At 69.7% G+C, this 15071-nt stretch carries 12 protein-coding genes; 6 read left to right on the top strand and 6 right to left on the bottom strand.

Annotated elements, in window-relative coordinates; translation table 11 throughout:
* Positions 1-7: 7 nt before the first annotated feature.
* Positions 8-1441 carry a protoporphyrinogen/coproporphyrinogen oxidase gene (locus ITJ43_RS13805; protein WP_323741237.1) on the bottom strand — a complete coding sequence of 478 codons (1434 nt, stop codon included), beginning with the start codon at positions 1439-1441 and terminating at the stop codon, positions 8-10.
* Positions 1438-2499 (bottom strand): uroporphyrinogen decarboxylase, encoded by a 1062-nt coding sequence (gene hemE / locus ITJ43_RS13800; RefSeq protein ID WP_228495916.1) that lies wholly within the window; start codon positions 2497-2499, stop codon positions 1438-1440. Before hemE ends, ITJ43_RS13805 begins: the two co-directional genes overlap by 4 nt.
* Before the next feature lie 161 nt (positions 2500-2660).
* On the opposite strand from hemE, the gene ITJ43_RS13795 reads away from it, so the two are divergent.
* From ITJ43_RS13795 to ITJ43_RS13780, 4 genes are all read left to right on the top strand, one after another.
* Positions 2661-3974, top strand: a complete 1314-nt coding sequence (locus ITJ43_RS13795) for a glutamyl-tRNA reductase (protein WP_194584430.1) — start codon at positions 2661-2663, stop codon at positions 3972-3974.
* Positions 3971-4927: a LacI family DNA-binding transcriptional regulator gene (locus ITJ43_RS13790; RefSeq protein ID WP_194584429.1), complete on the top strand. Its 957-nt coding sequence runs from the start codon at positions 3971-3973 to the stop codon at positions 4925-4927. Before ITJ43_RS13795 ends, ITJ43_RS13790 begins: the two co-directional genes overlap by 4 nt.
* A 159-nt stretch (positions 4928-5086) precedes the next feature.
* Positions 5087-6364: an MFS transporter gene (locus tag ITJ43_RS13785; protein ID WP_194584428.1), complete on the top strand. Its 1278-nt coding sequence runs from the start codon at positions 5087-5089 to the stop codon at positions 6362-6364.
* Between the two features lie 62 nt (positions 6365-6426).
* Positions 6427-7971 (top strand): HNH endonuclease signature motif containing protein, encoded by a 1545-nt coding sequence (locus ITJ43_RS13780; RefSeq protein ID WP_194584427.1) that lies wholly within the window; start codon positions 6427-6429, stop codon positions 7969-7971.
* Positions 7972-8054: 83 nt separating this feature from the next.
* Here ITJ43_RS13780 and ITJ43_RS13775 read toward each other — a convergent pair whose 3' ends face one another.
* From ITJ43_RS13775 to rsmI, 3 genes are all read right to left on the bottom strand, one after another.
* The gene (locus ITJ43_RS13775) at positions 8055-8933 is read right to left on the bottom strand and encodes a TatD family hydrolase (protein WP_194584426.1); all 879 of its coding nucleotides are present in this window, start codon (positions 8931-8933) and stop codon (positions 8055-8057) included.
* A 63-nt stretch (positions 8934-8996) separates the two neighbouring features.
* Entirely contained in the window at positions 8997-10559 is a 1563-nt protein-coding gene (gene metG, locus ITJ43_RS13770; RefSeq protein WP_194584425.1) for a methionine--tRNA ligase, read from the bottom strand.
* Between the two features lie 71 nt (positions 10560-10630).
* The gene (rsmI, locus tag ITJ43_RS13765) at positions 10631-11446 is read right to left on the bottom strand and encodes a 16S rRNA (cytidine(1402)-2'-O)-methyltransferase (protein WP_194584424.1); all 816 of its coding nucleotides are present in this window, start codon (positions 11444-11446) and stop codon (positions 10631-10633) included.
* A 23-nt stretch (positions 11447-11469) separates the two neighbouring features.
* Here rsmI and ITJ43_RS13760 point away from each other — a divergent pair, with 23 nt between their 5' ends.
* Both ITJ43_RS13760 and ITJ43_RS13755 read left to right on the top strand, forming a co-directional pair.
* Positions 11470-13068: a dolichyl-phosphate-mannose--protein mannosyltransferase gene (locus ITJ43_RS13760; RefSeq protein WP_194584423.1), complete on the top strand. Its 1599-nt coding sequence runs from the start codon at positions 11470-11472 to the stop codon at positions 13066-13068.
* Between the two features lie 77 nt (positions 13069-13145).
* Positions 13146-14231, top strand: coding sequence for a CobW family GTP-binding protein (locus tag ITJ43_RS13755; protein ID WP_194584422.1), 1086 nt, complete (start codon positions 13146-13148; stop codon positions 14229-14231).
* Positions 14232-14240: 9 nt separating this feature from the next.
* Here ITJ43_RS13755 and ITJ43_RS13750 read toward each other — a convergent pair whose 3' ends face one another.
* Complete coding sequence (locus ITJ43_RS13750) at positions 14241-15068, bottom strand: aldo/keto reductase (RefSeq protein WP_194584421.1); 828 nt, start codon at positions 15066-15068, stop codon at positions 14241-14243.
* Positions 15069-15071 lie beyond the last annotated feature (3 nt).

Genomic DNA, 15071 nt, shown 5'->3' with positions numbered 1-15071 from the left:
GGTGCTCCTAAGAAACCGGGTGGGTGTGGAGGGAGGAGACGGAGGTGGACGGCGCGGCGAGCATGCCGTCGAGCCGGGCGGCGAGTTCTCGTGCGTGCGGAATCACCGATGCGAGGCCGGTGCCGGCCGCGGTCGCCCCCGCGAGATGGATGCCGGCGGGCAGCGCATCGGCCGTGGGGCGGCCCGCGACGGCATCCGGCCACTCCTGGGCGACCACGTCGGCGACCTGGTCGGAGGTGATGTCGAGTCCGGTGAGCACGGAGACCTCGCGGGCGACGTCGTCGGCGGTGCGCAGAGTGTCGGCGCCGGCGTCGCGAGCCGACAGGCGAACGAGGTGGATGCCGTCGGGTGTCGCAGCGCGCGCCCAGTCCCATTTCGCGGTGATGTGCGTGAGGGCTTTCGCTGCCGTCGGCAGCGTCGCGCCGACGATCACGCCGGATCCGACGGGCTCGTCGGCCAGGCCCGGATGCGCGATGGCGGCCGCGACGAGGCGGACACCCGCTCCACCGGTCGTTGAGCGAGCGGAGCGAGTCGAAACGCCCGCACCGTCCCCCGCGAGCAACCGCGCGCTCTCCGCAGGGCCGGTGGCGAGCACGACGTGCGGCGCCGACAGCGATCCGCTCGCCGTATCGACCGCCACCGCATCCCCGTCGACCCGCACCTCATGCACGTCGACGCCGGTGCGAATGTCGGCGGCGTATCGGGTGGCCGCCTGCGCGAGAGCGGCCGGCAGCCGCCACATTCCGCCTTCGATACCGCCGACCGCAGCGCCGGCGCGCTGGGCGGTGGCGATCGCGTCGGCGGCAGCCAGCAGCGAGCCGCGGGCGACGAACTCGCGCCACATTCCGGGGTGCAGATGCGACAACTGCGCCTCGGCGGCGGGGCGTGAATAGACGCTGCGGCACAAGGTGTCGACCAGGCGATCGGCGACGCGCTCCCCCAGCCGTCCGGCGACGAGGTCGTAGAGCGACGGCTCCGCGTCAGGATCGACCGGGGTCTGCTCTTCCGCCCGGGCGCGGGCGGCACCGTCGGCGCCGATGATGGCGACCACGTCCTCGGCGTCGGGATCGGCGGGGATGCCGAGCACCGTGCGTCGTGGCAGCCTCGCCCGCATGACGGCATCGTCGCCCGCGATCGCGAGCCAGGCGCCCTGGGGACGCGGCGACACCAACTGCAGGTCGAGGCGGGCGTCGGCGACGAGGGCGGCGACGGCGTCGGTGCGCGTCGCGAACGATTCCGCACCCAGGTCGATGTCGACGCCGGCGAGGGTGCCGCGGCGCAGCAATCCGCCGACCTCCGGTGCCGACTCGATAACGATCACGCGGCGGCCCGCCCGGGCCAGATCGTGCGCGAGCACCAGGCCCGCCATTCCGGCGCCGACGACAATCACGTCGGCATCCGTCGTGGCGACCGTCTGCCGGCCCGAGCCCGGAATCGTCACCGCACGCTCTCCACGGGAGTCCAGTCGTGCACGGTCTGGACGAGATCGGTGAGAACGGCCGGATCGGTGTTCATCGGCACGCCGTGCCCGAGGTTGAAGACGTGGGCACGCGCCGCGAGGCCCGATGCGAGGGCCGCATGCGCCGCAGCACGGCGCACGGCTTCCGGGGCGAACAGCAGCGCAGGGTCGAGATTGCCCTGAAGAGTGAGGTCCCTCCCGATCCGCGTGATCGCATCGTCGAGGTCGACGCGGTAGTCGACGCCGAGCGCGTCGACGCCGATCGACGCCATGTCGGCGAGGATCTCGCCAGTGCCCACGCCGAAGTGGATGAGCGGCACCTCGATGCCCCCGCGCTGCAGGGCGCGGACGGGTTCGAGCGCGGCGGCCGACGCCGGAAGCACCGCCCGGCGGTAGTCGCGCGGTGCCAGCGCCCCGGCCCACGAGTCGAACAGCTGGGCTGCGCTGGCACCGGCACGCACCTGAAGGGCCAGGAAGCGTCCGGTGACCTCGGCCAGCCACGCCGTCAGATCCGCCCACGCGGCCGGATCGGAGTGGATCAGGCTGCGCGCCCCCAGGTGGTCCTTCGACGGACCACCCTCGACGAGGTAGGCCGCGAGCGTGAAGGGCGCGCCGGCGAACCCGATGAGCGGCAGGCTCTCACCGCGGCGATCGCTTTCCTCGGCCAGCATCGCGACGGTCTGCTGCACGGCCTCGACGACGGCCTCACCGCGTTCCTCGACGAGCGCCGGATCGATGCGGACCAGCTCGCTGATCTCCGCCGCCGTCCGCACCGGGTTCTTGAAGACGGGCCCGCGACCGGCGGCGATCTCGACCTCGACGCCGACGAGATGCAGCGGAACGATGATGTCGCTGAAGAAGACCGCGGCGTCCACGCCGTGCCGACGCACCGGCTGCAGCGTGATCTCGCTGGCCAGAGCGGGCGTCAGGCACGCATCCAGCATCGTTCCGGTCTGACGCAGCGCCCGGTACTCGGGCAGAGAGCGACCGGCCTGTCGCATGAACCAGACGGGGGTGACGTCGGGGCGATCGCCACGCAAAGCGCGGACGAGGCGCGACGATGACGTCGCGTGCGCAGTGAGGGGATGGGCTGCGGCGGCAGAAGAAGTGATGATGATGCTCCGGGGGTGACGGGCTCGGGTGGGCGTTAATCGTTATACTAACCTCGATCCCTTCCGTCCCGAATCATCTCTGGAGCCGCGTGCTCGTCTGCCTCTCCGCTCATCAGCGAACGACGCCCCTCGAGGCGCTCGAGCGTCTTTCGGTCGTGGGCGACACCGTGGCCACCGACCTCGCGGCCTCGCACGAAGCGATCCGCGGCGCCGTCGTGCTGGCGACCTGCAATCGGTTCGAGGCGTATTTCGACCTCGTCGACGCCCCGGACGAAACCTCGCCCGTGCCGGCGATGGATGCCGCGATGGAGCGCCTCGCCGAGCTGTCCGCTCTCCCGTTTCGCGACGTGCGGGAGACCGTCGACTTCGCACACGGCAACCGGGTCGCCGAGCACCTGTTCTCCGTGGCGTCGGGGCTCGATTCGGTCGCGGTCGGCGAAGACGAGATCGCAGGTCAGGTGCGCCGCGCGCTCGATGCGGCCCGGCGCGAGGGCGTGACGACCGCGTCACTGGAACACCTTTTCCAGCGCGCCACCGAGACTTCCCGCGCGGTCAAGAACTCGACGCAGCTCGGCGAGTCGGGGCGCTCCCTCGTGCGTCTCGCCGTGGAACTGGCCGGCAGCCGCATCGGCTCGTGGGAAGCCGCCCGCGTCCTTCTCGTGGGCACGGGCCGCTATGCCGCGGCATCCCTCGCCGCTCTGCGCGCCGTGGGGGCCGTCGACATCCGCGTGCACTCTCGCTCGGGTCGCGACCGCTTCGCGAAGCGTGAGCACCTCACCCCGGTGTCGGCCACGGATTTCCCCGCCGAAGCGGCGCTCGCTGACGTGATCGTCACCTGCACCACGACGACCGACACCTACGCGCTCGACACCGAGAGCCACGGGGCCGCGCGCGCCGGCGTCACGAGCCCCCAGCTGATCATCGACTTGGGCATGCCGCGCAATGTCGACCCGGGTCTGCGCTCGCTTCCCGACATCGACCTCCTCGATCTCGACACGATCCGGGTGCACGCACCCATCGACGAGTTCGCCACGATCGGCGAGGCCCGCCTCATCGTGCAGACTGCGGCCCAGCGCCACGCCATGGCCCGGCGCGTGCACGAAGTCGCACCCGCCGTGGTGCAGATGCGCACCCACGTGCAGAAGGTGCTCGATCGTGAAATCGCCCGCGCCCGTTCTCGCGGAGCCGATACCGAGACCGAAGCGGCCCTGCGTCACTTCTCCGGCGCGCTCCTGCACGGACTGATCTCGCAGGGCCACACCCTCGCCGCCGCCGGTGCGGGCACCGCCTGGACGCGCGCCATCGACACCGTGTTCCCCACGGACGATGCGTCGAGCGACGACACTGCCGCCGGTGTGGATGCCGAGCGAATGTCTGTTGAACCCGCCGGCGGCCGCGGATGACACGCGTCACGCTCCGCGATGTCGCCGCCAGGGCGGGGGTGTCGACGGCGGCGATCAGTCAGGCGCTCAACGACCGCGGCAACCTGAGCGCGGAGACGCGCGAGCGCATCAAAGCCGTGGCGGCCGAACTGGGATACGCCCCGAACAAGCACGCGTCGGCGCTGCGCAGCGGCCGGACGATGTCGATCGGTTTCGTGATGGCGGCGAACTCCCTGCAGGACGGACGGCGCGCCCTGCAACGCGCGCGGCAGCTCGACGCGCTCGTCGAGGCGGGGGCCGTGCGGGGATTCACCGTGACGGTGCTTCCCGACAGCCGCCCCGATCTGCTCGCGGGTGCGCAGATCGATGCCCTGTACTTCCCCGATCCCGCCGATGACCGCACGATTCTGCGCGACGCGGTGGCCGCCGGCATCCCGGTGGCGGCCAACGACCTCACGGTCCCCGGCGGCGTGCTCACGATCCGCACCGGGTTCGCCGCCGCCGTGCGCGCGGGCCTCGCTCATCTGGCAGCAGGCGGCGCCGAGCGCATCGGCTTCCTCGTCGACGAGAGCGAGGTGCCGCGGGATCAGCTCGGCGAGAGCGCGTATCTCGCGTGGAGCGCCGTCGGCGGCAGAACGCCCCTGGTGGCGCGGGTGGATGCCGGGCGTCGCCGCCTCGTCCCGGCCCTGCACGAGCTGCTCGATGCCGGAGCGGATGCCGTGTTCGCGTACTGCGAGGAGGGTCCGGAGATCTATCTGCACCTCGAGCAGGTCGGCACCGTGATGCCGCGCGACCTGCAGCTGCTTGTGCTGTGCACGATCGACTGCGAGATGAACGAGCGGCTCGGGGTCACGCACCTCTGCCTGCACCCCGAACGGGCACCCGAGGTCATGTTCGCGGCGCTGGACAGCGGCGAGGTGCCTCGCTCGATCGAGCTTCCGTTCGAGATCGTTCGCGGCTCGACCACGCGCTGAGCCCGACCGCCGGCGCGGCCTGCCGCCCGCCGACTCGTCCCGAACTCCTCCAACGACGCCGACCGCGACCGGAGAGCCCCGGTTTCGCGGTGTCCGCCGCGCGGCGGTCGTGATTCTGGAGGAGTTCGGCACGTCGGTGGCCGCACCTACGATGTCAGGATGCCCCCGCTCGGAAACCGCCGCTCCGTCGGCGAGATCGTCGCGCCGCGCCGTCTGGGTCGTGACTTCCGGTCGTTGCTGGCGTCGTCGTGGACGAGCAACCTCGGTGACGGGATCGCGCTGTCGGCGTCGCCGCTGCTCATCGCGTCGCTGACGGACTCGCCGCTGCTCGTCGCCTCCGGCGCGATGATGCAGTACCTTCCGTGGTTGTTGTTCGGACTGTTCGCCGGATCAGTCGCCGACCACCACGACCGTCGACGGCTCGTGATGGTCGCCGATGGCCTGCGCGCAGTCCTGGTGGCGGGACTCATCGCGTTTCTCGTCACCGGGCACGCGACGGTGTGGATCGTGCTCCTCGCGGCATTCCTCTACGGGACGGCCGAGGTGTTCGCCGACTCGGCGAGCAGCACGCTGTTGCCGATGCTGGTTCGCCCGGTAGACCTCGGCGTCGGCAACGCGCGATTGCAAGCGGGCTACCTGGTCGCCAACCAGCTGGCCGGGCCGCCCCTGGGCGCGTTCCTGTTCGCCGTCGGAACCTTCTGGCCTTTCCTGGTGCAGATCGTGTGCGTGAGCCTCGGAGTCGTGCTGATCTCACGGATCGCGCGCACGGTCACCGTGGCGCCGCAACAGGTGGGCGATCCGCAGCGACGCGCGCAGCCGATCCGGGAAGGCCTGCGATGGCTGCGGAGCACTCCCCCGGTGCGCACGCTCGTCGTGATCATCCTCGTCTTCAACGTGACGTGGGCGGCCCCCTGGGGCATCCTGGTGCTCTATGCGACCGATCATCTCGGGATGGGCGCGGTCGGCTACGGCACACTGACGACCGCGTCGGCGCTCGGTGGACTCGTCGGTATCGCGATCTTCGGATGGCTCGAGAAGCACGTCTCGTTCGCGACCCTCATGCGCGTGTGCCTGTCGCTGGAGGTCGTGATGCACCTGGCGTTCGCGCTGACGACGGTGCCCTGGGTGGCGTTCGTCATCATGTTCGGCTTCGGCGTCTACGCGTTCGTCTGGGCGACGATCTCAACCACGGTCCGCCAGCGGCTGGTCCCCCGCGAGCTGCAGGGCCGCATCGCTTCCGTCAACATGGTCGGCGTCTTCGGCGGCCTGGTGATCGGCCAGCTGCTGGGCGGTCTGATCGCCCAGCAGTGGGGGCTCACCGCGCCCTGGTGGTTCGCGTTCGCCGGTTCCGCGCTCACTCTGCTCGTCATGTGGCGTTCGATCACCGCCATCGCCGCGGCGAAGCCGGTGCTGTCCGACGAGGCCGATGTGGCGTGAGCTGGGCAATCGCACTGATCGTATCTTTGTTCGAATTTCGGAGGTGGGCGAGAAAATGAAGCATGTCCACTTTCACCGACTTGCGCGCAGCGATCGACACGCTGCAGACGCTCGTCGGCGATGTGGATGCCGCGGAGATCCCCGCCTCCGTCGCGAGCTTGAGCGACGCCGCGGTGGTGTCGCTCATCGCATGTGCGTCCGCGCTCGTGCGTGGCGGCGAGTCGTTGCGGATCGCCGGCGCGGGAGTTGTCGCGTCACGGTCGACGCGAGAACACGGCCACGGCGGACTCGCGCAGACGCGCGGGCACCGTTCCCCGCTTTCCTTCATCCAAGAGCTGACCGGAGCAACCCGCGCCGATGCCGCCAAGCATGTCAGGTTGGGCGAGACGCTGACGGCGGCCCGTCCCGACGCATCGGGCGGTGACGGGAGCTCCCCCGACGAGACCGGCGCGTCCGGCCGCGAGCAGGACTGCGCACCGCGACCCTGGCATGCGGCTCTCGCCGATGCGCTGTTGGCAGGAACTTTGACCTCCGCCCAACACGACGCGATACTGCGCGGACTGGGCCAGCCGCGGCGCGTCGGCCCGGAGTTCGAGGGCGATGCGCAGGATGCTGACACCGCCTGCGGCCCAGATGCCGAGACCGCGGCCATCGCCGCTGCGTGGGCAGCTGCGGCATGTCGGCTGCGCGATGAGGCACCACATCGTACGGTCGAGGAGCTGGCGCAGGCGGCTCGGACCATTCGGGATCTACTCGATCCCGCCGGTGCGGAGCGGCGATTCGACGAGCGGTTCCAGGCGCGCAGCTTTCGAATGTGGACCGATCACGACGGACTCCGCCGCGGATCGTTCACCTTCGACGACGAAGCGGCCGCGTGGGTGTCGTCGATCATCGATGCGGCTCTGCGCCCGCGGCGCGGCGGTCCGCGATTCGTCGACGAGGCGGAGCGCGCTCTCGCGGACGAACTCGTCGCCGGCCCGCGCACGAATGATCAGCTGTGCTACGACCTGATGATCGACGTCCTGCGCGCGGGCACACTCGCCGACGCCGATGCCGTGTTCGGCACGCGGCAGGCCGGCGTGCGCCTCGTGATCACCGCAGACGCGGCCTCCGCCGCCGACGACGAACGACCCGCGGTGGGCGTCATCGAGGACGGACACGCCGCTCTGCCCGCGTGGCTCGTCGCGCAACACGCCTGCGATACGGGCGGTGTGCCCTGCACCCTCGACACGGGCGGCGGTCCCCTCGATGTGGGTCGCGAATCGCGGCTGTTCACGCCGCGGCAGCGCATCGCGCTGGCGATCCGCGACGGCGGATGCCGCTGGCACGGCTGCGACCGACCACCTTCGTACTGCGAAGCGCATCACATCGATCAGTGGCAGCGCGACGAAGGCCGTACGGATCTCGACCGCGGCATCCTGCTCTGCCGGTTCCACCACATGCAGCTTCACCACGGCGGTTGGCGTGTGACGCGCGACGGCCGCAGCGACTTCGAGCTGCATCCTCCCGACGGCGGTCCGCCGACGCCGCTGCGACCCCGCCTGGCGCTCCGTTACGCCTGGGGCGATCTGCGCCCGCCCCCGCGAAGGTTGCTGCCGGCCGCGTGAGCGGAACGCGGATTGAAGCGACACGAAGTCTCATGCACGCCGCGTGAGCGGTGCGAGGGATACCCAGAAAGAGCAGAAAGCGATCAGTCCTCGAACGCGCCATACACCTCGAGCGTGTTGGCGGCCAGCTGCGCGCACAGCTCGTCCAGCGCGATCCCCAGCTCCTCCGCCATGAAGCGCACCGTCACCGGCACCAGATACGGCGCGTTGGGCCGGCCACGCAACGGCGCGGGCGTGAGAAACGGCGCGTCCGTCTCTACGAGAATGCGCTCGCGAGGCGTGACCGCCAGCGCATCACGCAGGTTCTGCGCATTCTTGAAAGTGATGTTCCCCGCGAAGCTCAGCCAGTACCCGCGATCGGCCGCGATCCGTGCCATGTCGGCATCGCCGGAGAAGCAGTGGAACACGGTCCGCTCGGGCGCACCCACCCGCTCGAGCGTGTCGAGCACGGCGTCGTGCGCATCGCGGTCATGAATCTGCATCGCAATCGCGTGCTTTTTCGCCAACGCGATATGTGCCTCGAAACTCTCGAACTGCGCGGGACGTCCGGCCTCGTCGGTGCGGAAGAAGTCCAGGCCGGTCTCACCGATCGCCCGCACGCGCGGCTGCGCGGCCAGTTCATCGATCACGGCGATCGCCTCGGCGAGCATGCCCTGCTCCGCGTACACAGGAGCCTCGTTCGGGTGGATCGCAACCGCGGCAAGCACACGCGGATGAGTGGCCGCCGCCCACGCCGACCATCTGCTCGATTCGATGTCACCACCGGCCTGCACGGCGCCGATCACATTCGCCTCGGCAGCGCGGCGCATCTGCTCCTCGAGCGGAAGACCCTCGCCGTCCTCGATCTCCAGGTGGGTGTGGTTGTCGTACACCGCCACCGGTAGCGGATCCGGTGCCGGCGGATACGACACGTCGCGCGCGCTCTTCTCGCGCACGCGCACGTACGTCGACGGGTCGGTCATGACGTTTCGACTCCTCGCTTCGCTCGCCGTTCAACGACCGGCACTGGCCACCGAATCGACCGCCTACTGCTCGATCCGCGGGAACAGCGGAGCCAACCCGTTCACGCTCGAACCGGGAACGAGCACGCCCCAGCTCCCGGCCTCGCGCAGCGGCTGGTCCTGCAGACGCCCGGCGTGACCGAGCGCGACCCACAGTTTCTCGGTCGCCACCGGCATCACCGGACTCAGCAGCACGGCGAGCGCACGCAGCCCCTCGGCGGCCGTGTACAGCACCGTCCCGAGGCGGCCCCGCTGCGCGTCGTCCTTCGCGAGAGCCCACGGGGCGTTCTCGGTGATGTAGCCGTTGAGCGCATCGACGATCGTCCAGATCGCGGCGATCGCCTCGTCTGGCCGGAACCGCTCGATCGCGGCGTCGGCAGCCACCGCGGCATCCGCCACGATCTTCTGGATGCCGAGATCGCTCTCCGTGTACGCGGCCGGCGGCGGCACGACGCCCTCGAAGTACTTCTCGATCATCGCGGTCGTCCGCGACGCGAGGTTGCCGAACCCGTTGGCCAGCTCTGCCTGATAACGCGCCGACAGGTCCTCCCACGAGAACGAGCCGTCTTGGCCGAACGCGATCGCCGACAGGAAGTAGAACCGGTAGGCATCCGAGCCGAACACGTCGGTGATCTCCGTCGGAGCGATGCCGGTGAGCTTCGACTTGCTCATCTTCTCGCCACCCACGAGCAGCCAGCCGTGCGCGAACACGCCTCGCGGCACGTCGAGACCGGCAGCCATCAGCATCGCCGGCCAGATCACCGCGTGGAAGCGCAGGATGTCCTTGCCGACCACGTGGTAGGCCGGCCAGCGGCGCTCGAACTGCGCGGGATCGGTGCCGTACCCGACCGCCGTCGCGTAGTTGAGCAGCGCGTCGACCCACACGTAGATGACATGCGATGGGTCCCACGGCACGGTGATACCCCAGTCGAACGCCGAACGCGAGATCGAGAGATCCTTGAGGCCGCTGCGCACGAACGAGATGACCTCATTGCGGGCCGACTCGGGGCGCACGAAGTCGGGCTCGGTCTTGTAGAGATCGAGCAGCTTGTCCTGGAACTCGCTGAGCTTGAAGAAGTAGTTCTTCTCCTGCAGCAGCTCCAGCGGCTTGGAGTGGATGGCGCAGACCTTGAGCCCCTCGAACGCCCCGGTGCCATCGACGATCTCGGCCTCGGGCTTGAACTCCTCGCACCCGACGCAGTAGAGGGCCTCGTACTCCCCCGCGTAGATGTAGCCGCGTTCGTAGAGCGCCTTCACGAACTGCTGCACGCGCTCCTCGTGGCGCGGCTGCGTCGTGCGGATGAAGTCGTCGTTGGCGACGTCGAGGGTCTTCAGCAGCGGGAACCACGACTCGGTCACGAGCTTGTCGACCCACTCCTGCGGCGTCACGCCGTTGGCCGCGGCGGCGCGCAGCATCTTCTGCCCGTGCTCGTCGGTGCCGGTGAGCATCCAGGTGTCATCTCCGGCCTGCCGATGCCAGCGCGCGAGGGTGTCGACGGCGACCGTGGTGTACCCGTGTCCGATGTGCGGCAAATCGCTCGGGTAATAGATCGGCGTCGTGATGTAGAAAGACTGGCCAGATGTCACCCGTCGATTCTAGTTGGGGCCATCACCACCGCCTCCGCGTGTGACGGCGCCGCACGTGACGACGCGAGGGTTCAACGCGCGGCGAGCACGGCCTGATACAGGTCGCGGCTGGACAGCCCGGTCGCCGCAGCCACTTCGGCGGCGGCATCCTTCAGGCGGATGCCGCCGGCCACGAGCGCCTGCACCTGCGCGACGGCGTCGTCGGCCGACACCTCGCGGGCGGCCGCTCCCCCGACGACCACGACGATCTCTCCGCGCACGCCACCCGCCGCCCAGGCGGCGAGCGCGCCGACACCATCGCGGACGACTTCCTCGTGCAATTTGGTCAGCTCGCGACACACCGCCGCGGGGCGCTCGGCGCCGAATGCAGCAGCCATCGCCTCGAGCGTCTCAGCCAGACGCGACGGAGCCTCGAAGAACACCATCGTGCGGGGCTCGGTCGCCAGCAGAGAGAGCGCGCGGGCCCGCTCTCCCGCCTTTCGCGGCAGGAATCCCTCGAAGGTGAAGCGGTCGGTGGGAAGTCCCGCGACGGCGAGCGCCGTCACGACCGCGCTCGGACCGGGAAGCGCCGTGACGGTCACCCCCTGCGCGACCGCCTCCGCGACCAGAGCGAAGCCGGGGTCACTGACAGTCGGCATGCCCGCATCGCTGAGGACCAGCAGGTCTTCTTCGCGCGCGCGGGCGACGAGTTCGGCGGCGCGCTGCTTCTCGTTGTGATCGTGCAGCGCGATCAGGCGGGGACGATTGGCGATGTGCAGCGCCTGCAGCAGCCGCTGCGCGGTGCGCGTGTCTTCGGCGGCGATGACGGTCGCCTGCTCGAGTGCCGCGATCAGCCGCGCGGACGCGTCGCCCAGGTTGCCGATGGGCGTCGCGCCGAGGATGATCACTGCTTCAGCTTAGGCTGGGGGCCGTGTCGATCACCGCCGAGCCGATCCCGCCGCTGCTGCCGCCGACTCGACTGTCCGTGTACGACCGGTGGCGCGGCCGCGTCGGGGCCGAACCGCGGTTGCAGCGTCTGTACAGCTGGCTCGCTCCCCTGCTGGTGACGCTGCTCGCCGGCATCCTCCGGTTCTGGAACCTGGGCCAGCCGCATGCGCTCGTCTTCGACGAGACGTACTACGTCAAGGATGCCTGGAGCCAGTGGACGCTGGGGTACGCGGCGAGCTGGCCGAACAGCGCCGACTCGCGCTTCGCGGCCGGCGAGACGAACATCTTCACGACCGACCCGAGCTTCGTGGTGCATCCGCCGCTCGGCAAATACCTGATCGGCGTCGGGATGTGGCTGTTCGGAGCGGACAACTCGTTCGGCTGGCGGGCGATGACAGCGTTGTTCGGCACCGCGCTGGTGCTGCTGCTGTTCTTCGTGGCCAAGACGCTGTCCGACTCGACGGTATTCGCCACGATCGCCTCGTTCCTGCTCGCGATCGACGGCCTCGGCGTCGTGATGAGCAGAGTCGGGCTGCTCGACATCTTCCTCGCGTTCTTCGTGCTGCTGGCGTTCTGGTTCGCACTGCTCGATCGACGGCGACACCTCGATCGGCTGGCGGCCGGCGTGGTGGCGCGCACGCGCGGCGAGACGGCACCGGCGTGGGGGCCCGTGCTGTGGAACAGGCCGTGGATCATCGCTGCGGGCGCCGCCGCCGGAGCGGCCACCGCCGTCAAGTGGTCGGGCGTCTGGGTGCTCGCCGCGATCGGGATCTACCTCGTCGTGACCGATGCGCTGGAGCGTCGACGCCTCGGCGTGACGTTCTGGCCGATGGATGCCGCGCGCCAAGGCTTCGCCGCGTTCGTGCTGCTGGTGCCGGTGGCGTTCGTCGTCTACCTCGGCTCGTGGAGCGGATGGCTGATGAGCGACGGCGGCTACGACCGGCACGTCGCGGACGCGAGTCCGGCGACGGGACTGTTCTCGTGGGTGCCGCTCCCGCTGCAGAGCCTGTGGACCTACCACCAGACGATCTACACGTCCATGACCGGGATGACCTCTCCGCACAGCTACTCGAGTGCGGCGTGGGCGTGGCCGTTCCTCTGGCGTCCCACGTCGATGTATGCCTTCTCCACGGCTGACGGTCAGGGCGGCTGCGTGGGCGACAACGGATGCCTGCAGGTGCTCTACAGCATGCCCAACCCTCTGCTCTGGTACGCGTCGGTGCTGGCCGCGCTCTACCTGGTGTACCGGTTCGCCGTCGAACGCAATTGGCGTCACGCCGTGGTTCTGACGGGCATCGCGGCGACGTGGCTGCCCTGGCTCATCTACCCCGAGCGCACGGTCTTCCAGTTCTACACGATCGCGATCTGGCCGTTCCTGCTGCTTGCGCTCACCTTCGTCCTGCGCGACGTCGCCGGCGCGGCTCACGCGATGGCCGACCGACGCACCGCGGGTCAGCGCGTCGTCATCGTCTTCCTCGTCGCCGTGATCGCCCTCTCGGCCTTCTGGTATCCGCTCTGGTCGGCGACGCAGGTTCCGTACGACTTCTACCGCTTGCACAACTGGATGCAGGGCTGGGTCTAGCCGCAGCTCCGTTCTTGACATCCTTCGCTGAGAACTCTTCTCATTAATATGGGTGGCGTCGGGAACGAGGGTCACCCATGTCGCAGCGCCAGGACGAATCATCACCGCCGCACGCCGCGGCATCCCGCGTGCCGGTCATCGCGGTCACCGGGCACCTCGGGGCGGGAAAGACAAGCCTCGTGAACCACCTCCTGCGCGCACCGGGAGCGCGCATCGGGGTGGTCGTGAACGACTTCGGCGCCCTCAACGTCGACGCGGGCCTCGTCACCGGGCAGGTCGACGAAGCCTCCGCGATCTCCGGTGGGTGCGTGTGCTGCCTGCCCGACGCAGGTGGGCTCGATGACGCGCTCGCCCGGCTCGCCGACCCCCGCCTGCGGCTCGACGCGATCATCGTCGAAGCCAGCGGGTTCGCCGAGCCGACCGTGCTCGCTCGCCTCATCCGCTTCAGCGGAGTGGAACGCGTCCGTCCCGGCGGCGTCATCGAGGTGATCGATGCGGTGAACCACTTCACCACCATCGATTCCCACGACGAACCGCCACCGCGATACGCGGCTGCTTCGCTCGTCGTGATCGGCAAGACCGATCTGCTCGCTCCCCGTGAACGCGCGAGCACCCTCGAGCGGATCACCGATCGCGTGCGCGCACGCAACCGTAGAGCGCAGATCGTCGCCGCTCGCGCCGGCGCGGTCGATCCGAGGCTTGTCTTCGACGTCGCCGACCACGACGATCCTGCCGACGAACTGCCGATCGCACAGCTGCTCCGCCACGACGTCGACCCGACGCCGGAACACCGACCCGGCCACGGCCACCATTCGCATGAACACGCATGTTCCGCCGCGGTCGCGCTGGCCGCGCCGGTGTCGCCGACGGCGCTCGTCGACCTGCTCGAGCAGCCTCCGGAGGGCGCCTACCGGATGAAAGGTCGCGTGCGGGTGCGCGGCACGCGCAGCGACCGCGGATATGTGGTCAACGTGGTCGCCGGGGCGATTCACGTCGCACCGTTGCCCTCTCCGCCGTCACCCGGGGAGCTGGTAGCGATCGGCATCCACCTCGATGAGCAGGCGGCGCACGCGCGCCTGGCGGCGGTCTCGTCTGTGCCGGCGGAGCGCGCGGATGCCGCAGGCCTGCGGCGCCTGCAGCGCTACCGCCGACTCAGCGAGTGAGTCCCGCGATCAGTTGACCTCGTCGGGGTGCGCCGACACGCGACCGCCCCGCTCCAGCCCGGTGATCGCCGCCTGCTCGTCGGCGGTGAGCTCGAAATCGAACAGGTCGAGGTTCTCGCGAATACGCGCGGGGTTGTTCGACTTCGGGAAGATGATGTGCCCCTGCTGCACGTGCCAGCGCAGCACCACCTGCGCCGGGGTCTTGCCGTGCGCCGCCGCGGCAGCAGCGACCGGCGCCTCGTCGAACAGCGGGTACTTTCCCTGTCCGAGCGGCCCCCACGCTTCGATGAGGATCCCGTGGTCCTTCGCGAACGCGGTGACATCACCCTGCTGGTAGGCCGGGTGCAGCTCGATCTGGTCGACGGCGGGCGTCACACCGGTCGCCGAGATGATCTCCGACAGATGCGCGGGCAGGTGGTTCGAGACACCGATGCTGCGGGCCTTGCCCGCGTCGCGGATCTGCACCATCTTCTGCCACGCGTTGACGTAGTTGCCGTTCGCGGGTGCGGGCCAGTGCACGAGGTAGAGGTCGACCGACTCCAGGCCGAGCTTCTCGAGACTCTCGTCGATCGCCGCAAAGGGCTGCTCGCCGACCTGGCGATCGTTCCAGAGCTTCGTGGTGATGAAGAGCTCGTCGCGGGCGAGACCGCTGGCCGCGATGGCGCGACCGACACCCTCTTCGTTGCCGTAGATGGCCGCGGTGTCGATGTGGCGGTAACCGGCCTCGAGGGCGTCGGCGACGATCTTCTCGGTCTGTGCGGGATCGACCTTGAAGACGCCGAAGCCGAGCTGGGGAATGGTGTGACCGTCGTTGAGGGTGAGGAGGGGAATCGTCATGCG

The organism is Microbacterium sp. VKM Ac-2870 (assembly GCF_015350795.1).
GTDB lineage: Bacteria > Actinomycetota > Actinomycetes > Actinomycetales > Microbacteriaceae > Microbacterium.
The sequence above is the reverse complement of the archived record's forward strand: the minus strand, read 5'-3'. Positions and strand labels throughout refer to the sequence as shown.